The 19,593-nt window shown below is 75.4% G+C and carries 16 protein-coding genes; 8 read left to right on the plus strand and 8 right to left on the minus strand.

What is annotated here, in order from left to right; all coding sequences use genetic code 11:
- Positions 1-158 precede the first annotated feature (158 nt).
- Positions 159-884: a DUF4232 domain-containing protein gene (locus tag ACIRST_RS01530; RefSeq protein ID WP_350522851.1), complete on the plus strand. Its 726-nt coding sequence runs from the start codon at positions 159-161 to the stop codon at positions 882-884.
- A gap of 182 nt (positions 885-1,066) precedes the next feature.
- Here the strand turns inward: ACIRST_RS01530 and ACIRST_RS01535 are convergent, their stop codons facing one another.
- Both ACIRST_RS01535 and ACIRST_RS01540 read right to left on the minus strand, forming a co-directional pair.
- The gene (locus ACIRST_RS01535; RefSeq protein WP_350522850.1) at positions 1,067-1,756 is read right to left on the minus strand and encodes a phosphonatase-like hydrolase; all 690 of its coding nucleotides are present in this window, start codon (positions 1,754-1,756) and stop codon (positions 1,067-1,069) included.
- 4 nt (positions 1,757-1,760) lie between these two features.
- A complete protein-coding gene (locus tag ACIRST_RS01540; RefSeq protein WP_402799006.1) occupies positions 1,761-2,522 on the minus strand; it encodes a GntR family transcriptional regulator in 762 nt (253 codons plus the stop codon).
- 162 nt (positions 2,523-2,684) lie between these two features.
- Between ACIRST_RS01540 and ACIRST_RS01545 the strand changes: the two genes are divergently transcribed.
- Positions 2,685-3,881 carry a TIGR03364 family FAD-dependent oxidoreductase gene (locus tag ACIRST_RS01545; protein WP_350522848.1) on the plus strand — a complete coding sequence of 399 codons (1,197 nt, stop codon included), beginning with the start codon at positions 2,685-2,687 and terminating at the stop codon, positions 3,879-3,881.
- A 135-nt stretch (positions 3,882-4,016) separates the two neighbouring features.
- The gene (locus tag ACIRST_RS01550; RefSeq protein WP_402799008.1) at positions 4,017-4,712 is read left to right on the plus strand and encodes a hypothetical protein; all 696 of its coding nucleotides are present in this window, start codon (positions 4,017-4,019) and stop codon (positions 4,710-4,712) included.
- Between the two features lie 78 nt (positions 4,713-4,790).
- On the opposite strand, the gene ACIRST_RS01555 is transcribed toward ACIRST_RS01550, so the two are convergent.
- Positions 4,791-5,027: a hypothetical protein gene (locus ACIRST_RS01555; RefSeq protein WP_350522846.1), complete on the minus strand. Its 237-nt coding sequence runs from the start codon at positions 5,025-5,027 to the stop codon at positions 4,791-4,793.
- Here ACIRST_RS01555 and ACIRST_RS01560 point away from each other — a divergent pair.
- From ACIRST_RS01560 to ACIRST_RS01570, 3 genes are all read left to right on the plus strand, one after another.
- Positions 4,999-5,745 (plus strand): molybdopterin-dependent oxidoreductase, encoded by a 747-nt coding sequence (locus tag ACIRST_RS01560; RefSeq protein WP_402799377.1) that lies wholly within the window; start codon positions 4,999-5,001, stop codon positions 5,743-5,745. The genes ACIRST_RS01555 and ACIRST_RS01560 overlap by 29 nt on opposite strands.
- The gene (locus tag ACIRST_RS01565) at positions 5,729-6,376 is read left to right on the plus strand and encodes a cytochrome b/b6 domain-containing protein (RefSeq protein ID WP_350522844.1); all 648 of its coding nucleotides are present in this window, start codon (positions 5,729-5,731) and stop codon (positions 6,374-6,376) included. The genes ACIRST_RS01560 and ACIRST_RS01565 overlap by 17 nt, the downstream gene beginning before the upstream one ends.
- A 138-nt stretch (positions 6,377-6,514) precedes the next feature.
- A complete protein-coding gene (locus tag ACIRST_RS01570; RefSeq protein ID WP_350522843.1) occupies positions 6,515-7,204 on the plus strand; it encodes an SDR family oxidoreductase in 690 nt (229 codons plus the stop codon).
- A 58-nt stretch (positions 7,205-7,262) separates the two neighbouring features.
- Here the strand turns inward: ACIRST_RS01570 and ACIRST_RS01575 are convergent, their stop codons facing one another.
- The 5 genes from ACIRST_RS01575 to ACIRST_RS01595 all read right to left on the minus strand — a co-directional run bounded on the left by ACIRST_RS01575 (position 7,263) and on the right by ACIRST_RS01595 (position 15,599).
- Positions 7,263-9,002 carry an ATP-binding cassette domain-containing protein gene (locus ACIRST_RS01575; protein ID WP_402799010.1) on the minus strand — a complete coding sequence of 580 codons (1,740 nt, stop codon included), beginning with the start codon at positions 9,000-9,002 and terminating at the stop codon, positions 7,263-7,265.
- A 282-nt stretch (positions 9,003-9,284) separates the two neighbouring features.
- Positions 9,285-10,949 carry an ATP-binding cassette domain-containing protein gene (locus ACIRST_RS01580; protein ID WP_402799011.1) on the minus strand — a complete coding sequence of 555 codons (1,665 nt, stop codon included), beginning with the start codon at positions 10,947-10,949 and terminating at the stop codon, positions 9,285-9,287.
- A gap of 437 nt (positions 10,950-11,386) precedes the next feature.
- The gene (locus tag ACIRST_RS01585; RefSeq protein ID WP_350522840.1) at positions 11,387-11,512 is read right to left on the minus strand and encodes a SapB/AmfS family lanthipeptide; all 126 of its coding nucleotides are present in this window, start codon (positions 11,510-11,512) and stop codon (positions 11,387-11,389) included.
- 217 nt (positions 11,513-11,729) lie between these two features.
- Positions 11,730-14,366 (minus strand): class III lanthionine synthetase LanKC, encoded by a 2,637-nt coding sequence (gene lanKC, locus ACIRST_RS01590; RefSeq protein WP_402799013.1) that lies wholly within the window; start codon positions 14,364-14,366, stop codon positions 11,730-11,732.
- A gap of 741 nt (positions 14,367-15,107) precedes the next feature.
- Positions 15,108-15,599 (minus strand): DUF1269 domain-containing protein, encoded by a 492-nt coding sequence (locus ACIRST_RS01595; protein WP_350522838.1) that lies wholly within the window; start codon positions 15,597-15,599, stop codon positions 15,108-15,110.
- Between the two features lie 255 nt (positions 15,600-15,854).
- On the opposite strand from ACIRST_RS01595, the gene ACIRST_RS01600 reads away from it, so the two are divergent.
- Together ACIRST_RS01600 and ACIRST_RS01605 are read left to right on the plus strand one after the other, a co-directional pair.
- Positions 15,855-16,802, plus strand: a complete 948-nt coding sequence (locus ACIRST_RS01600) for a polyphosphate kinase 2 family protein (RefSeq protein ID WP_350522837.1) — start codon at positions 15,855-15,857, stop codon at positions 16,800-16,802.
- 34 nt (positions 16,803-16,836) lie between these two features.
- Positions 16,837-19,581 (plus strand): cation-translocating P-type ATPase, encoded by a 2,745-nt coding sequence (locus ACIRST_RS01605; protein ID WP_402799017.1) that lies wholly within the window; start codon positions 16,837-16,839, stop codon positions 19,579-19,581.
- The last annotated feature ends 12 nt before the right edge of the window (positions 19,582-19,593 follow it).

A 19,593-nucleotide genomic window follows, 5' to 3' on the forward strand; every position in this document is an offset into this window, starting at 1 on the left:
GGCCCGACCGGCCGTCACCGTGCGACGGCGGTCTCCCGATTCCGTCACCGTCCTGTCACACCCGGGCGCTCGGGGAACCGGCACCGGAACGGCGGTGTGTACGGGGCAGGTGCCCGCACAGGGCCGGCACCGCTCCGTCTCCGTCCCTCGGGGGAACCATGCAGGACACGCAGTACCGGAAGCAGACCCGAAGAGCCGCGGTCGCCGTCGTCTCGGCCGCCACCGCCGCCCTGCTCGTCACGGCCTGCGGGCCGGGGAACGACGGATCCGGGCCGGCCGCGGCGCCGACCGCGGCGGCCACCGTGACGCAGACGGCGGCGGCCCCCGCCCCGACCGCGCCGAGCACCGCGCACCCGGCCCCCGGCAAGGGCGCCACGGCGTCCGGCGCTCCGGCCACCGGGACCGCGCCGGCCACCGCATCCCCGTCCGCCGGAACGGCCGCGGCCTGCGCGGCCACCGACCTGACGGTGGAGGCCCACCAGGCGAAGCAGCGCCCCAACGGAACCGGGGTGGGAGCGGCGATCGTCGCGTTCACCAACACCTCGGCGCACCCGTGCACGCTGCAGGGCTTCCCGACCGTCGCCGGGGCGGCCAACGGCTCCCCGGACCACAACGCCCCGCTCGCGGTGACCCACAGCGGTACCGCCACCCCGGTCCGGGTGGCCCCGGGCGGGAAGGCCTGGGTGAAGCTCACCTTCGTCCAGGTGCAGGGCGAGGGCGACGGCGGCTGCGACTCCGGGGCCACGCCGGTCGCCTACCCCACGCTCGTGGTGGGCCTGCCGGGCGGCGCGGGAGCGCACCAGGTGGCCCTGGACGACGGCCTCTTCGCCGAGTGCGACAACAAGGTGACCACCACCGCGCTGCTGGCCACCAGCCCGTCCTGACGGGACGTCCGCCGCGGCGGCCCCGACCGGCCGCCGCAGCCCCACCGACCGACGCATGAGCCGCCCGGGCGTACGCCCCGGCGGCTCACCCGGCGGTGAGGTCGGTCAGTGGGATGACAGCGGCGGGATCACGGCGACGGGGTCACGGCGGCGGGGTCGGGCGGTGCGGTCGGGCGGTGCGGTCAGGCCGTCGGCCGGGCCTCGGGGAGCGCCGGGATGTCGGCGACGCTGTCCAGCACGTAGGTGTGCGGGCGCCCCTCGAAGTCGTCGCGGCCGAGCTCCCCGGTCAGCACGCCGATGACCACGCCGGCCCCGGCGTTGGCGCCGGCCTCGACGTCGACGACGGTGTCGCCGGCGGCCAGCACCCGGCGGGTGTCGATCACCCCGGTCTTCTCCATCGCCCGGTGGATCATGTGCGGCGCCGGGCGCCCGCGCGGGACCTCGTCCGAGGTGACCACGGCGTCGAGGTTGCCGCCCTCGCCGGTGGACCAGCCCAGCGACTCCAGCAGCGGGTACGCGACGTCGTCGCTGAAGCCGGTGGTCAGGGCCACCTTGATGCCGCGTCGGCGCAGCTCGGCCAGGGCGTCCTCGACACCGGCGATGGCCTGCGGGGGAGTGGCCCGATAGGCCTCGCGCAGGAACTCCGCGAAGGCGGCGTAGCCGTCCTCGACGAGCTCGGGGGTCGGGGTGCCCCCGCCTATGCGGACCAGGGCGGCGATGGCCTCGCGCTTGTCGGTGCCCATCCAGGTCTGGAGGTCGGCCTCGGTGACGGCCACTCCGGTGCGCTCGACGGCGGTGCGCAGCGCCCGGTAGACGGCACCCGCCTCGTTGATGGTCGTTCCGGCCATGTCCAGGACGGCGAGCTCGATCACGGTGTCAGTCCTCTTCGGTGCGGTAGCGGCCGATGACGGTTCGGCCTTCGATGGTGTTCTCGATGGTGAAGGTGGCCATGGCGGGCAGGTAGCGGTCGTCCGCGTCCTCCAGCGGCACGCCCCGGCTCGACGTGGTGAGCCGGCGGACGCGCAGCAGCGGGGCGCCGACGGCGACCCGGAGGAGTTCGGCGTCCTGCGGCTCGGCGGCGACGGCGTCGATGGTGTGCCGGGCGCGGTGCAGGTCGACCTCGCGGCGCAGCAGTTCCTCGTAGACGGATCCGCTGTCCGGGTCGAAGTCGAACAGGATGCGCCCGACCTCGTGGACGAAGGTGGAGCGTTCCAGCATGGCCGGGACGTCGTCCAGCAGTCGCAGCCGGACCAGTTCGACGACGGGTGCGCCCTCGGCGAGGCCGAGCCGGGCGGCCGCCTCCGGGGTCGCCCGGCGGCGGGCCACCTCGACGGTGGTCTGCCCGGGCTCGCGGCCGATGGTGCGGGCCCACTGGGTGAAGGACAGGAACGTGCCGAACGGCTGGGAGGGCGCCGTACGGCGGGCGACGGGCGGCTTCCCGCGGCCGCCGACCAGACTGCCCTCGTGGCGCAGCATGGCCAGGGCCTGGCGGACCGGGCCGCGGGAGGTGCCGAACTCGGCGCAGAGCTGCGACTCGCTGGGCACCGGCAGGCCCTCGGGCCACTGGCCGGACTCGATGCGGCGTTGGAACTCGGCGCCGAGCCGTTGGTGGAGCGGAAGCTCGTCACTTGTCTTCACAAGTCGACTATGACACCCGATGGCGGAACTTCTCAAGGCGGGCCCACCTGGTCGTTTGTCCTGGTGAAGGGTTCTCGCCCGTGGTCGTCGCGCGGGTGAACAGACGGTAACTTGTACATACATGTCTTGACGGCGACGCCGACGACCCCGGAACCTGGAGCCATGAGCAGCAGCACCACACCCACGACCGCCCCCGCCTCCTCCCGTACGCACGCACCGGGCACGCCCGGCCGCAGCGACGTGGTGATCGTCGGCGCCGGCATCATCGGCCTCGCCCACGCCTTCGAGGCACTGAGCAACGGGCTGTCCGTCACCGTCGTCGACCGCGACCGGCAGCCCGTCGGCGCCTCGGTCCGCAACTTCGGCCACTGCTGCATCAGCGCCCAGGACGGCGACCTGCTCGCCCTCGCCCAGCGCTCCCGGCCCGGCTGGCTGCGCGCCGCCGAAACCGTCGGCATCTGGGCCGAGGAGGCCGGCACCCTGGTGGTGGCCCGGTCCGCGACCGAGGCGGCCGTCCTGGAGGAGCTGCGCGACGAGCGCGGCGGCGACGCCGTCGAGCTGCGCACCGCCGCCCGGACGGCCGCGCTGCTCGGCCGCGCGGACGATGCCGCCGGCGACCTGGTGGGCGGCGCGTTCCTGCCCGCCGACCTGCGCGTCAACCCGCGCGAGGCGGCGCCCGGCCTGGCCCGCTGGGTGGCCGAGCAGCCGCAGGGCCGGGTCCTGTGGGGCACCGCCGTCACCGGCGTCGAGCCCGGGACGGTCCACACCACGCGCGGGCCGGTCCACGGCGACCGCATCCTGATCTGCGTCGGCCACGACCTGGACTACCTGTTCCCCGACATCGCCGAGGACCACGGGATCCAGCGCTGCCGCCTCACCATGGCACGGGCCGCCGCCCCGGCCGGGTTCCGCACCTCCTCCGCGGTGCTGACGGCCACCTCGATGCTCCGCTACGACGCCTTCACCTCCCGCCCCTCGGCCGCCCTGCTGCGGGAGGAGGTCCTGGGCCACAGCCGCGAACTGCTGGACATCGGCGCCAACGTGATGTTCACCCGACTCCCGGACGGCACGGTCCTGGTCGGCGACTCGCACCACTACGACGCCACCACCACGCCGTTCGTCGACGAGCGCACCCACGAGCTGCTGACCGACGCGGTCGCCCGGGTGCTGGGCGTGGAGCGCCTGCGGGTCCTCGAACGCTGGCAGGGCGTCTACGCCAGCAGCCCCCGCGGGCCCCTGCTGGTGCGCGACCTGGCCCCGGGGGTGCGCGCCATCTCCGTCACCTCGGGCATCGGCATGACGCTGTCCTTCGGCCTCGCGGCCGCCACCTTCGACGGCACCCTCGCCCCGACGGCCTGATCGCCGGCCGGTCGTACCGGCTGGTCGCGTCGGCTGGTCGCGCCGTCCGATCGACCCGCCCGGTGGCACCCGCCACCGGGCGGAGCCGTTCCCCGGCGCCCCCCGCTGACAGTGCCGCATGGCACAGTTCGGCCCATGAACCTCACGACCACACCGCACAGTTGGGACCAGGCCGTCGCCCTCTTCGAGCGCCGCGGCCTGCCCCGCTCCTCCTACGAGAACCTCTACGAGGAGCAGTACGACGTCCACACCGGCGCGCTGGCGATCGAGGGCCACCTCGACCTCGACGCCGCCGAGCCGGACGGCACCGGCTACATCGTCGACGGCGACCTCGACGTCACCGGCGCCGTGCTCAACACCGACGACGGCTGCCCCGCCCTGATCGTCCTCGGCGACCTCAGGGCGGCCGCCGTCTACCTGGAGGGCGACGCCAAACTCCTCGTCCGCGGCGACGTCCACGTCGAGGCCTTCGTCGGCAACATGACCGACAAGCTGGTGATGCTCCACGGGGACCTGCACGCCCGGGTCACGGTGCTGTCCGCCGAGTTCGCCCCCGACCTCGTCGCGGGCACCCTGCACGGCCCCGTCCTCGCACCGGCCTACCTCGCCGACTCCGCCGCCGAACCGCCCCGCCCCGCCGAGACGGTGCTGGTGCCCGAGGTCCTGGCCGGCGCCGACGACGATCCCGACGACCTGCGCGGCTTCGACGCGCCCGGCGTCCACGGCGGCCGGCTGCTCAGCCGCATCGAGTCCGGTCTGCCCGTCACCCTGGCGGGCTCCGGCTCCGGTTCCGGTGCCGCCCCGGTGGCCGAGCGGCCCGCGGCGGGCTGATCCCCGCGGCGGCCGGGTCCACCAGGGGGAGTTCAGGTTCGGGCCGGGGCACCGGGGGAGCCCCGGCGTGGTCCGGGGTCAGGGCCAACCGGTCGGCCGTGCACCCGCCGTGGCCGCGGCGGTCGCGATCGAGGCGCAGGCGCGCCGGACCGCCGCGGCCGCCCAGCCGGAGGGCAGCGGCCCCTGCGCCCCCAGGACGGCAGCCTGCCGCTGGAGTTCGCGGAGCGCGCCGCCCTGGGCGCTGGAGCGGCCCGCGGGCCCGGCGCAGCCGGAGGCGTCGGGCGGGTTGAGCCCACCCCCTTCGACCTGGTCCAATCGGGCCGTGAAGAGAACCGAGCGCCCCGAGGGCACACCCGTGGGCCGCCGGGTCGTGCTGGGCCTGCTGGGGCTGGGCGCGGCCGGTGTGGCGGCCGGCCCGTACCTCCAGCGCGCCCAGGACGCCGTCACCGCCTCGGACCCGACCGGGGTGACCGGGCTGCTGCCGGGCGGCGGCGTCTTCCGGTACTACTCCGTGGCCTCCTCGGTGCCGACCCGCACCGCGGAGACCTACACGCTGACGGTGGACGGCCTGGTGGAGCGCCCGACGAGCCACCGGCTCGCCGATCTGCAGGCGATGCCGCAGCAGCGGCTCGTCCGCGACGTCCAGTGCGTGACCGGCTGGCGCGTCCCGGACACGCCCTTCGAGGGGGTGCCGCTCGCGCACCTGCTGGACGCGGCCGGGGTGCGGCCCGGCGCGAGGGCGGTGTCGTTCAGCTGCTTCGACGGCACGTACACCGAGAGCCTCACCCTGGAGCAGGCCCGGCGGGACGACGTGCTGGTCGCGCTCAAGCTGCAGGACGCCCCGATCACGCACGCCCACGGCGGCCCGGTGCGGCTCTACGTCGCACCGATGTACTTCTACAAGTCCGCGAAGTGGCTCTCGGGCATCACCGTCACCGACGCGGTGCGCCCGGGCTACTGGGAGGGCAACGGCTACGACGTCGACGCCTGGGTCGGCCGGTCGAACGGGCGGGACGATGCGCCGACGAGCTGAGCTGGTCCTCCGTTTCACCCGCGCCGAGCGCTGGGTGCACCGCACGACCGCCGCCCTGATGCTGGTCTGCCTGGCGAGCGCGGCCTGCCTCTACCTGGCGCCGCTGGCCGAACTGGTGGGCCGCCGCCACCTGGTGGTGACCGTGCACGTCTGGTGCGGCCTGGCGCTGCCGGTGCCGCTGCTGCTCGGGCTCTCCTCCCGGGCGCTGCGCGCGGACGCGACCCGGCTGAGCCGCTTCACCCCGGCGGACCGGGCCTGGCTGCGCGCCGTGCGCAGGCGCGAACCGCAGCGCCCGGCGGGCAAGTTCAACGCCGGACAGAAGCTGTACGCGCAGTGGACGCTCGGATCGATGCTGGTGATCCTGGGCACCGGTCTGCTGATGTGGCTGACGCACCTGTCGCCGCCGGCCTGGCGGACCGGGGCGACCTTCGTCCACGACTGGTTCGCCCTGGCCATCGCCACCGTGGTCGCCGGGCACGTGCGGATGGCGATGGCGGACCGGGAGTCACGGCTGGGGATGCGGACCGGCCTGGTGGAGCGCGCGTGGGCGGAGCGGGAGCACCCGCAGTGGGAGTGCCGGCCGTCGGAGCGCCCGCAGCGGGAGCCCGCCGCTTCCTCCGAACACCCGTGACGAATCGACGAATCGACGAATCGACGGGGTGACGGGATGACGGAGTGACCGGGTGACGGCTCCGGCCTTCCGGACCCGGCCGCCAGGACGGCGGGAAATCGCCGTTCCGACGCGGTCACGGTGGGTAAGGGGGCCGGCATGGGCGTTCATCTCATCACCGGTGCGGGCTCGGGAATCGGCGCGGCGGTCGCCGGGGTGCTCACGGAGCGGGGCGAGGACCTCTGGCTGCTGGCCAGGGACGAGGCCCGGGCGGAGGAGCTGCGGTCGCGGTTCCCGGGGAGCCGCACCCTGGCGGCGGACCTCGCGGAGCCGACGACGCTGGCGGCCGCGCTCGGGAAGCAGGAGCTGCCGGAACGGCTGGACTCGCTGATGCACGTCGCCGGGACGCTGGAGCCCGGCACGGTGGCGGGCCTCGACCCGGCGGTGTGGCAGGGCATGCTGGCGGTCAACTGCGTGGCCCCGGCCGAGCTGACGCGCGTGGTACTGCCCGCGCTGCGGGCGGCCGCGGGCCGGGTGGTGTTCGTGAACTCCGGCGCCGGGCTGCACGCGCCGCCCGGTCTGGGGGGCTACGCGGCCTCGAAGTTCGCGTTGCGGGCGCTGGCCGAGTCGCTGCGGGCGGAGGAGTACCGCAACGGCGTGCGGGTCACCACGGTCTTCCCGGGGGAGGTCGACACCCCCATGCAGGCCCGGCTGCACGGCGCGCTCGGCCTGCCGTACGACCCGGGCATCTGCCTCGCCGCGGAGTCCGTGGCCGCGGCCCTGGTCGGGGTGCTGGACTTCCCCGCGGACGGCACGCTGAGCGAGCTGACGATCCGGCCGGGCTGCTGAGCGGCGGGCGCGGCCGGGGCCGGCGGGCCCCGGCCCCGGCTGACCCCGGCCCGCTCCGTCAGCTCCCGCCGGAGGGCGGCGCCGTGAGCCCGTCGGGCTCCGGTTCGCCGGTCAGCCGGCGGTAGGCGGGCACCTCGGCCAGCAGGCTGCGGTGCGTGCCCAGCCGGGGCCGCGACCCGTCCAGGAACAGGACCCGGTCCGCGCGGGCGGCCGGGCCGATCCGGTGGGTGATGGTCACGACCGTGCCGGGCCGGGAGCGGAAGGCCTGCTCGACCCGCCGTTCCGCGGTCGCGTCGAGGTGGCGGGTCGCCTCGTCGAGGATGACGAGGCGCGCCTCGCACAGGTGCGCACGGGCCAGCGCGATCAGCTGGCGTTCGCCAGGCGACAGCGCGGCCGGGGCGAGGTGCCCGTCCGGTCCGCCCAGCCGTTCCACCAGGGGCCGCGCGCCGACGGCGTCGACCGCGTCGAGCACGGCCGCCGTCGCGGCGTGCGGTGACAGCCACCGGAGGTTCTCCGAGACCGTCCCGGTGAAGACGTACGGATCCTGGGGGAGCAGGACCCGGGCCCGGGCGAGGTCCGGGCCGGTCAGCCGGGCGGGCGCGACCCCGCCGAGCAGCACCCGGCCGTCGTCCGGGGCCACGACGCCCGCCAGGACGTCGGCGAGCGTGGACTTGCCGATGCCCGACGGGCCGACGACGGCGAGGTGTTCGCCGTCGCGCAGGGCGAGGTCGAGCCGGTCGAGGACCGGGTCCGCGTCGGCGCCGTAGGCGAAGCAGACACCGGAGAGCACGACCGAACCGTCCACGGGGAAGGGGCCGGCGGGCGCCGCCGCTCGGTCGCGGGGTATTCCGTCGCCGGGCGTTCCGTCCCCGGGCGTTCCGTTCGCGGAGGTCTCCGGACGGCTCGCCCCGGCGAGGCGGTCGGCGGCCACCGCGAGCCGGAGCCAGGAGGTGCCGGCGCCCTGCACCAGCAGCCGCAGGGCCGGTTCCAGTGTGCCCGTCAGGTACGCCAGCACGCCGACCACCGCGCCCGGGGTCAGCCCCCGGCCGACCAGGCCCGGCGCCGCCAGGACGACCAGCAGCAGCGGCAGGTGCGCGCCCAGGGACACGATCAGCCGGCGCGCGCCCGCGAGCCGGGCCAGGGCCAGGCCGGCCGCCTCGTTCGCCGCGACGGTGGCCAGCACCTCGCGCTCGGCCCCGTCCCGGGCGCCGCACGCGACCAGGTCGCGCAGCGCCCGCAGGACGTCGGCGCAGGACCGCGCCAGCTCCTCCTCCGCCGCGAAGGCCTCCCGCTGGCGCCGGGCGGTGGCCGGGGCGAGGGCCGCGAAGGCGAGCAGCGACAGCAGCAGCGGGCCCGCGATCAGCGCGGCGGCGGCCGGGGCGAGGGCGGCGCTGCCGGCCACCACGGCGACCACCGTCAGCGCGAAGTGGGACACCACCAGCAGTTGTCCCGCGACGGTGTCCCGGACCACCTCGACCTGACGGGTGAGCCGGGCGACCGCGACCGCCCCCGAACCGTCCGGTCGCCCGGGCGCGGCCGCGGCGTCGTGGAGCATGCCGGACACCACCCCGCCCAGCAGCCGGTCGCGCATCGGCTCGACGACCTCGGCCAGCCACGGGTACGCCTGCCGTGACGCCCACGCGCCGGCCAGCGAGACCACGGCGAACAGGGCGAGCCAGCCCGCCGCCTGGGCCGGCCGGCCGGCGATGAAGCCGCGGTCGACCGCCAGCGCCAGCGCCTTGCCCGACACCAGCGCCGGCGCCGCCGAGAGCAGTGACCAGGCGAGGAGCCGGAGCACCGCCGGCCGGCTCCGGGCCAGTGCGGAACGCAGCAGGTGCAGGGCCGGTCGGTGCGGTCGATCCCGCGGGTGGGGCCGTTCCCGCGGGTGGGGCCGTTCCGGCGGGTGCGGTCGTTCCGGGCGGCGAGCGGTGGACGGGGGCATCGGGGCACCTTCCCGGGCGACGGGCCGTGGGTGACGTGGCGGGGGTGGCAGCGGGTGACGTGGCGGGAGGTGACGGGCAGCAGGTGACGGCGCGGCGATTGACGGCGGGCGCGCGGAGGCCCGGGGGGCCGGACCGCCTCAGTCCTGCGGGCCGCCGCCGAACAGGGCCCGGTAGGCGGGCACGCCGGAGAGCGCTTCGTGCGTGGACTGCGCGTGGACCCGGCCCGCGCGGAGCCAGACCACCGCGTCGGCGTGGGCGGCCACCGCGGCCCGCCGGGTGACCACCAGCCGGGTGCGGTCGCCGGCCTCGTCCCGCAGGGCCTGCAGCACCCGGTTCTCGGTGGCCGCGTCCAGGGAGGAGGTCGCGTCGTCCAGCACGAGCAGCCGGGCGTCGCGGGCCAACGCCCGTGCGATTCCCAGTCGTTGGCGCTCCCCGCCGGAGAACGGGGCTCGGCTCAGCGGGGTGCGGTAGCCCTCCGGGAGGCGGCGGACGAACACGTCGGCCCCGGCCGCCCGGGCGGCCCGGTGCAGGCGCTCCGCCGGGCCGGGCGGCAGGCCCAGGCCGATGGCGTCCGCGACCGTCCGGCCGGGCAGGGCGGGATCGGCGAAGGCGCAGGCGACGGCCGTGCGCAGCTCGTCGGGGTGGACGGCGGGCAGCGGGACGCCGTCCAGCAGGACGGTCCCCTCGTCCGGGTCGAGCAGGCCGGCGGCGACGGCGGCGAGCGCGGCGGTGGCGGCGTCGTCGGCACCGACCACGGCGATCCAACTCCCGCCGGGGACGGTCAGGTCGAGCCGGTCGAGGACGGGGCCGCCGGGCCCGTGGACGACCACCCCGCGCAGCTCCAGGCGTCCGCCGCCGCCCGCGGCGGCCGGCAGCGGACGGGTGCCCGGGGCGCGGACCGGGGCGTCCAGCAGCTCGGTGAGCCGGGCGGTCCCGGCGCGGGCCCGGGAGACGTCGAGCAGGCTCTGGGCGGCGCCGAACCCGCCGAGCCCGATGCCGGTGTAGCCGAGCGCGGCCAGCAGCCCGCCGACGGACGGCGCGTGGGCGCCCACCGCGGTTCCGGCGGCCGCCAGCACGGCGAGTTGGGTCGCCGGGGCGAGCAGGGCCGAGCACCAGGCGATCCGGCGCTGACTGTCCCAGAGCTCCCGCCCGTGCCGGGACAGCGCGGGGACGGGGCGCAGGACGCGCGCGATCTCGCGGTCCACCGCGTGCGCGGCGGCGATGCTGCGGCTGCCGGAGACGGCGTCGAGCAGCCGGACCGCGATGTCGGCCTGCGCCTGCTGGTACCCCTCGCCGAGCCGGGTGGTGCGGCGCAGCTGGCGGCGGATCGCCGCGTACCCGAGCGGGGCGGTGCCGAGGAAGGCGAGCGCGGCGGTCGGCGCGAGCACCGCCAGGGCCACCAGGGCCGCTACGGCCATGGCGAGTTGGGCCACGGAGTAGACCACGGCCGGGGCGGCGAGGGCGGCCTGCGGGGCGCTGGCGGTCAGCCGGGCCGCGACGTCGCCGACCGGGAGCCGGTGCGCCCCGAGCGGGCTGCCGGCGAGCACCCGGCGCACTGCGTGCTCGCGCAGGCGTGCGGTGGCGTCGGTGGAGATCGCGGGGCCGGCGTACTGGCCGACGGCCTCGGAGCCGGCGAGCAGGACGAGCGTCCCGGCCAGCGGCAGGACGCCCCGGGCGCCCGCGCCGGCCAGCGCCGCGTCGACGGCGTGGGCGAGGACGGCGGGGAGGGCCAGGGTCGCGCCCGTGCTGGTGGCGACGGCGAGGGCCATGACGGCCGACCGGCGGTGCGTGAGGGCGAGCACCTGGCGCAGGCCCGTTGTCCGCCGCTTCCCGCCGGCGGGCCGCGCGGGGGCCGGGCCGGGGGGATCGGCCCGGGGAGGGCCGCCGCGCGGTGCCGGGCCGGCCGGCGCGGGTGCCGTACGGGCCGGATTCGTGTGGTCAGGATCCGTGTGGTCAGGATCTGTACGGGCGGGATCCGTACGGGCGGGATCCGTTCGGAGCGCCGCAGGCGGGGAGGGTTCGGTCGGCACGGGTGACCTCCGGACGGGTGCCCCGCCCGGCCCGGGAACCGGGACCGGGCCCGGGAGGGCCGGGAAGGGCGGGAAGGGGCCGGAACGGGAACCGGGCCCCGGTCGCGTGACCGGGGCCCGGTGGCGTCCTCGGCGGGCCGGGCCCCGGACCCACGGGGCCGGCCCGCCTCGGACGCCGGCCGCGGGACGAGCCCGCGGCCGGCGGTTGCTCAGAGGCAGAGCAGGGTGCTGACCGTGCTGTTGGTGCAGTTGACGGCGCTCAGCGAGCTGAGGACCGAGCGGTACTCGACGGTCTCCTCGACGGTCTCCAGGGCCTGCAGGTTCAGGATCGACATGGTGAACTCCCATCGGGTGGTGGTGCGGTGCTCCCGGCAGTCGCCGGAACTCGTGGGCGGCGGTGACGCCGCGGGGTGGGCAGCCGGCCGGAGGTGGCGCTCGGCGTGCCGTGGGAACAGTCGGACCGGGCGGGACGTCCGGGTGGTCCGGGTGGTCCGGGTGGTCCGGATGGTCCGAGTGGTCGGGACGGGTCGGGTGGTCGGGACGACCGGCCGCTCAGGCGGGGTTGGCGCGCGGTCCGACCGGGCCCGCCGCGGAGGGCCAGAACGGCATCGCCGGACTGTCCGCGAACACCGCCCCGAGCGCGGTCAGCACGCCGGCGGTGCCGGTGGCGAGGTCCATCGACAGGCGGAGCAACTGCTCGCCGGGGAAGGCCGGGTGGCCCTGGTAGGGGATGGCGTGCCAGGCGAGCCGGCGGATGTGGCGGCGGATCGTGTCCGCGTGCTCCGTGCCCCCGCCCTGGGCCTGCCGGAGCAGCGCGATCAGGCCGGCCCGTCCGTTGAACAGGCCCGACTGGACGATGAACTCGGGCCGGGCGGCGCCGCGGATCTGCTCCAGCCGTTCGGCGAGCGCGGCGTCCGGACGGTGCCGCAGGTAGGTGTGGAGGACGGCGGCGATGCCGGCGCTGCCGGACTCCAGGTAGGGCAGGACCCGGGTGCCGTCGTCGACCTGGAGAGTGCCGTCCTCGGCGAGGACGCAGCGGGCGAGGTCACGGTCCAGGGCGCGCCGGGCGAGGTCCAGCAGCGCCGGGTCGCCGGAGTCCTCGAAGAGGTGCAGCAGCAGGAGGGCGGCTCCGGTGGGGCCGTGCATCAACCCGGTCCGCGCCCCGGCCGCGGCCCCCGCCCCGGTGGCCGCGCCGTCCGGCAGGTGGAGTCCGAGCTTGGTGACGGCGCGTTCGGCGGCGTCCACGGCGGCTTCGTGCAGGGCCCGGTCGCCGGTGGTCCGCGCGAAGTGGCAGAGGGTCAGGCCGACTCCGGCCAGGCCGCCGGCGAGGTCGGGGCCGAGGCCGTCGACGTCGTCCTTGCCGAGCCGTTCGAGCAGGTCGAGGGCCTCGGTGCGCCGTCCGAGCAGGTCCAGGATGTAGGCGACGCCGTGTGCGCCGATGAACAGGCCGGACCGGCAGGGTTCCCGGTGCACCGCCGCGGTCAGCCAGCGGACGTGGTCGGGGTCGATCTCGGCGCCGGTGGTGTGCAGGGCCCAGAGCACCCCGGCCGCGCCGTAGGACAGGCCGAGTCCGTCATGGGTGAACTGGCCCGGGTCGCCGGGGAAGAGCCGGTCGGTGCGGTCCGGTGTGGCGGCGGCCGTGATGGCGGCGGTGAGTTCCGCGCGCAGCCGGGGCCAGCTGTCGGGCCCGCCGTCCAGCAGCTCCTCGAAGGCGTGGTCCGGAGCTCCCACGGCGCCCGGGGCCGGGACACCCGCGGCCGCAGCGCCCGGGGCCGCAGTACCCGCGGCCGCGGCGGCCGGAGCCGGCGGGTCGGGCAGCAGCAGCGGGGACAGTCCGAACCGGTGCCGGGCGGCGCGGACGAGCGCACCCGCCTTGCCGGGGCTGAGAACGGTCAGCGGCATGAGCGGCAGGAAGAGCCACAGCCGGATGGCGGCCAGCGCGTGCTCGTCGACCGCGAACCCGGTCAGTCCGGGCGGGGCCGCGAAGCCGGCTGCGCCGAGCGCGGGCCGGAGGAACTCGTCGACGGGGGAGGCGAGTTCGAAGTCGACGAAGGTGACGCTGCCGTCCGGCCGGACGATCAGGTTGCGCGGGTGGAGGTCGCCGAACACGATGCCGCGGTCGTGGATCGTGCGCAGGCCCTCGGTCACGGCGTCGAGGATGCGCAGCGCCTCGGTCCGGTACTCCTCGACGGCGGCGGCGTCCGCGTCCGGGTGCACCAGCGGGTAGTTGAGCCCGAACCAGCGGTGCAGCGGTTCGCCCTCGACGTACTCCTGGACCAGGAAGTGGTGTTCCCACGCGGTGAGGTACCCGAGGGCGTCCGGCACGGCGTCCAGGCCGCGCAGTCGTTGCAGCACGTCGTGTTCGCGTCCGAGCCGACGGACGGCGTCCTCGCCGCGCTGGTCCAGGCCGGCGTGCGGCCGGGCCTCCTTCAGCACCACCTGCGGACCGCCGTCGTTGTGCCGGCCGAGGTAGATGCCGCCGCCGTTGGAGAAGTGCAGGGCCCGTTCCACCGCGTACGGGAACTCGCTCGGGCCGGTCCGCGCCGGGTCGGCCAGGGCCGGGGCGAGGACGGCGGGCACCGGTGCCCACTCGGGCACCTCGAAGACGGCCCGGCGGACGTCGGGGCGCAGCGCGCCGGAGGGTTCGCGGAAGGCGAGGACCAGTTCGCCGGTCTCGGTGCGGCAGAACTGCTCGACGAACCCGCCGTAGCGCAGGTAGAGCGGGCCCTCCCGCCAGCGGAGGTCGGAGAGGATGTACGGTCCGGGTTCGCCGGCGAGGGCGGCGTCGAGGTCGGTGAGACATCGCTCCAGGGCGTCGTCGCCGACCGGGTAGAGCGTCATGAACTTGCCGCTGGAGCCGCGCGGGGCGTACTTCGCGTTCTGCGTCTGGACCAGGGCCGGGCTGCGCAGGAACTTGAACGCCACGCGGTGGGTGAAGCAGTGGGTGCGGACGACGTCCAGGATCCGCGGGGCGTTGTCCATGCACGCCGAGACGTGGATCTTCCAGCCCTGCTCGGGCAGCCGGAGGTCGTCGGGCTGGAATCCCACCCACACCTCGCGGGCGTTGCGCGTCCAGCCGGCGGGTGCCGGTTCGACCGCCTCGGGGAACTCCTCCAGCGTGGCCCAGCGGACCGGCGAGTCGTAGAAGAGCGGGTCGGCGTAGGAGTACGCCTCGTAGCGCATGTCCATCGGAATCCTCCAGGAGGCGTCGAGCAGCGTCGCCGCGCACCGTCGTCCGGGCGCACGGCACCACTGGGCCGGGGGAGAAACCTGGGAGAGGCGGGCCGCTCGTGTGAAGGCCTCGGGTGGGAGACCTGGGCACCTGGTGAGCGGCCCGGGGAGAGTCTGCGGTCAGCGTTCGACCGGACGCCAGAGGCTCCGGGATGTTTGGCCGAATATCCCATCGGAATATTGATCGGAATGAATGGCATGGCCCCCCACCAGCGGTGATCGCTCCGGGTGCAGGGACGACTGCGCCCCGTCGCGGGGCGGCGGGGGACTGATCGACTCGGGCGCAGGTCGCGCGGCCCGGCCGGTGGTCCACGGCGGCGGCAGCCCGCCGGAGCGGCGGACCCGCAGCGGCCGGCGGCGGCGCCGCGGTCGTCACCCGGGGGGTGCGTACCGTTCGGTGGCGCACGATCACCCCCGGGGAACCCGGTCGTGGCCGGATTCCTCCCGGCGCTCGTCCGGCGCAGCCGTCGGCGCACCGGTCGGTCCGACGGCGCGCGCCCGGGGACGGACGATCTCGTGCGCCCGGGACGCCGACGGGGCGCCCGCCGTCACGGCGCGCGCCTCCTCCTCAGCACCCGGACGTCGGCGGCCTCACCGCCCGGACGTCGTCGGCTGGCGGCCAGGCGAACCGTGGCCACCCGGACCGTCCGGCCCGGAGCCCCCCGCCCGGAGCGGAGGACGCGCCCCGCGGCCCGGTCCTCACTCGCCCTCGGTGAATGCCTCGCGCAGCCGGGCCTCCTCCTCGGGCGAGAGGTTCGTCTCCAGGAGCTCGGCGTGCATGCCCTCGAACGAGGCCCGGACGGCGTCGAGCACGGCGTCCGTGCTGAGGACGAACAGCGCGGAGGTGCCGGGCGTCACCTTGTCCCGCAGCCGCTTGATGAAGTCCTCGTCGATGCCGAGGTGGGCGAGGTGGCCGCCCAGCGCGCCGCCGGCCGCGCCCACCGCGGCCCCGAGGATCGGCACGAAGAAGATCAGCCCGAGCAGGAAGCCCCAGAAGGCACCGCCCAGGGCGCCCATGCCGGTCATGTCGCTCAGGTGGCGGGTCTTCGGCTTCCGGGCGTCGCCCGGCCAGCTGACCACGGCTCCGTCCTGGACCTTGATCAGCTCCTGGCGCTGCAGTTTCTTCAGTGTTTCGAGGGCTTCGTCGGCTCCGGTCGCGGTGGGGAAGCGCCATACCGTCAGGGTCGCCATGATGGTCTCCGGTCAGAGGGGGTGCGCACGACAGGCCCATCGTCGGCCCGGCACCCCGGTGCCGCCACACCCGGCCACCGGACGGGGTACCCGGGGCCCGGGGGCCCGCCTTCACAACCGCCGGCCCGCACCCCGGCCGGACCCCGGCCGGACCGCCGACCAGGCCGCCCCGGAAGGACGCCGTCGGATTGCCGCGTCCACCCGGCTGCCGCAGCGTGGCACGTAGCACTCTCCCGAGAGGACGTGGTACGGGCGATGTCGGACGCACGGACGGCCAAGCGCATTGCGAAGTTCGTCAAGCCGCTGCGGGTGAAGCCGGGTTCGAGCGTGGACCTGGCGGAGGACTTCGACCCCCGCTACAAGGCGGGCCTGAAGAAGCGGCAGGGCGCGGAGCTGCTGCGCACCGGCGTCTCACTGCTCGCGGAGTACCAGGCGCGGCTGGCGGCCCAGGACACCTACGGCGTGCTGCTCTGCCTCCAGGCGCTCGACGCCGGCGGCAAGGACGGGACGATCCGCCACGTCATGAGCGGGGTGAACCCGCAGGGCGTCAAGGTGAGCGGCTTCAAGGTGCCCTCGACGGAGGAGCTGGACCACGACTACCTGTGGCGGTACGCGCAGCGGCTCCCGGCCCGCGGCGACATCGGGATCTTCAACCGGTCCCACTACGAGGAGGTCCTGGTGGTGCGGGTCCACCCGGAGAACCTCGACCGGCAGAAGCTGCCCGAGGAGGCCAAGGGCCCCGGGGTCTGGCACCGCCGCTACCGGGAGATCAACGACTGGGAGCGCTACCTCACCGACAACGGGATCAAGGTGGTGAAGGTCTTCCTGAACCTCTCGAAGGAGGAGCAGCGCACCCGTTTCCTGAAGCGGATCGACCTGCCGGAGAAGAACTGGAAGTTCTCCGCGGCCGACATCCGCGAGCGCGAGCGGTGGGACGACTACCAGGAGGCGTTCTCCGAGATGCTGTCGGCCACGAGCACGCCCTGGGCGCCCTGGTACGTCGTGCCGGCCGACCGCAAGTGGTTCGCGCGCATCTGCGCGGCGGCGGTGCTCGCCCACACGCTGATCGGGATCGATCCGCAGTACCCCACGGTCGGGGACGAGGCGCGGAAGGAACTCCTCGTCGCCAAGCGCCGCCTGGAGCGGGAGGCCCCCAGGGGCGCCGCGCGCGACCCGTACGCGGCCGAGCACCGCACCGACTGAGGCGACGTCGACCTTCCGGACTTGAGGAGTGGACATGGCGGAGCAGAGCGGTCTGCCCGGACCGCAGGAGCCCCCGGACCCCTGGTACGCGCGGCCCGCCCGGGAGGTCGCGGCGGCGCTCGGCGTGGACCCGGCGACCGGGCTGACGGCGGCCAGGGCGGCCGAACTGCTCGCCGCGCACGGGCCGAACGCGCTGCCCGAGGAGAAGGCGAGGCCGAACTGGCTGCGCTTCCTCGACCAGTACCGCAGCTACATGCAGATCATCCTGGTGGCGGCGGCGGTGGTCTCGCTGGCGATCAAGGAGTGGACCACCGCGATCCTGCTGATCGTGCTGACCCTGTTCAACGCGGTCGTCGGCCTGCGGCAGGAGGGCAAGGCCGAGAGCGCGATGAACGCGCTGCGGTCGATGATGAAGGCCACCGCGCGGGTGCGGCGGGACGGTACGGAGGCGGAGATCCCGGCCGAGCAGCTGGTCGTGGGCGACGTGGTGCTCGTCCGGGCGGGCGACGAGGTCCCGGCGGACGGCCGGATCGTCGAGGCCAGCGCGCTGCAGATCGACGAGTCGGCGCTGACCGGTGAGAGCGTCCCCGCCGCGAAGGACGCCGGCACCGTGACGGGCGAGCGGCTGAGCCCGGGTGACCAGACCGACATGGCGTTCATGAACACCCCGGTGACCCACGGCAGCGGACTGCTCGTCATCACCGCGACCGGGGAGGGCACCGAACTGGGCAAGATCTCCGGGATGCTGTCGGCCACCGAGAAGGAGCAGTCACCGCTCACCAGGGAGCTCAACACGCTGACGCTGTGGATCGCGGCGGCGGCCGGCCTGACCATGATCGTGATGTTCGCGCTCGGCCGCAGCCGCGACCAGGCCTGGGACGCCCTGTTCGTCAGCGCGGTCTCGCTGGCCATCGCGGCCATCCCGGAGGCGCTGCCGACGGTCAGCCAGGTCATCCTCTCCGTGGGCAGCCTCAACCTGGCCAAGCGGAACGCGATCGTCAAGGAGCTGCCGTCCGTCGAGACGCTCGGCTTCACCTCGGCGATCAACTCCGACAAGACCGGCACCCTGACGATGAACCAGATGACGGTGGTGGAGGTGGTCACCCCCGTGGACCGCTACACCGTCTCCGGCACCGGCTACCGCCTCGACGGGAGCATCCACCACGCCGCGGGCTCCGCGCCGAGCATCGAGGAGGCCGTCCTGCCCTACCTCGTCGCCAACGACGCCAAGCTGGTCGAGGGCCGGGTCGTCGGCGACCCGACCGAGGGCGCCCTGCTCGTCCTCGGCCACAAGGCCGGGCTGGACATCGAGGCCACCCGGGAGCGCTTCCCCCGCCTCGCCACCCTGCCCTTCGACCCGAGCTACAAGCTGATGGCCAGCTTCAACGAGGCGAAGGACGCGGACGGCCGGCCGGTGGTGCGGTGCTTCGTGAAGGGCGCGGCGCCCGCGGTGACGGCCCGCGCCGCCACCGCGCTCTCCAACGGCGCCGTAGTCCCCTGGGACGCGGACCTCAGCGGACGCGCCCAGGCGCAGACCGAGCGGATGGGCGGCGAGGGACTGCGGGTGATGGCCGGGGCCGTCCGTGACCTGGACCCGGCGGAGTTCGACCCGGACGGCGACCTCCTGGCGCTCGTCGACGGCCTGCGGATGACCAGCCTGGTGGCCATGGTCGACCCGCCGCGCGAGGAGTCCCGGGTGGCGGTCGCCAGCGCGCAGGCCGCGCACATCCGGGTCCGCATGGTGACCGGCGACGACGTGACCACCGGGGCGGCCATCGCCCGCCAACTGGGCATCGACGGCGAGGCCGTCCTCGGCGCCGACTTCGCCGCCCTGCCGGAGCACGAGCGGCTGGCCCGGATCGACGGCATCGGCGTGGTCGGCCGGGTCGCGCCCGAGCACAAGGTGCTGCTCGCCGCCACGCTCAAGAAGAAGGGCGACGTGGTCGCGATGACCGGCGACGGCGTCAACGACGCGCCGGCCATCAAGGCCGCCGACATCGGGATCGCCATGGGCAGCGGCACCGACGCGGCGAAGAACGCGAGCCGGATGGTCCTCTCCGACGACAACTTCGCCACCATCGTCTACGCCGTGGAGGAGGGCCGGAAGCTCTACGACAACCTCACCAAGTACATCCGGTTCGTCCTGGTGCTGCTGGTGACCTTCGTGCTGACCTTCCTCGGCGCCGCGCTCCTGAACATCGCCGCGGGCGAGCCGTTCACCCCGGCACAGGTCCTGTGGGTCCACTTCGTGGTCAACGCCCCGTTCGGCTTCGCCCTCGGCTTCGACCGGGAGAGCCCCGGTCTGATGCGGCGCACCCCGCGCCCGCGCGGCGAGACGGTGCTGACCGGTCCGGTGATGGTCACCGTCGGGCTCGCCGGACTGGCCGTCACCGTCGCCCTGCTCGGGCTGACCAAGCTGGGCGAGGCGCACTACCACAGCGCGCAGGTCGGCAACTCGATCGCGTTCACCGCCTTCGCGCTCTGCCTGATCGTGGCGGCCTTCGAGTGCCGCAGCGAGCGGGCGTCCGCGCTGAGCGCCGACACCTTCGACAGCAAGCAGATGAACCGGGCGGCCCTGGGCGAGTTCGTCCTCGCGGTGCTGGTCACCCAGATGGACGCGTTCCACCGCATCCTCGGGACCACCGACATCAACGCCCGGCAGTTCGGCTGGGCGCTGCTGGCCGCCGTCGCCCTCCTGCTGCTGTGGGAGCTGGGCAAGTTCCTGGCCCGCAGATCGCCGGCCGCCCGCGACACGGCCGCCGTCGCCGCCCGCCCGTGACGGGGTTCCGGA

The sequence above is a fragment of the Kitasatospora sp. NPDC101447 genome, from assembly GCF_044767225.1.
In the GTDB taxonomy this organism is placed as follows: Bacteria; Actinomycetota; Actinomycetes; order Streptomycetales; family Streptomycetaceae; genus Kitasatospora.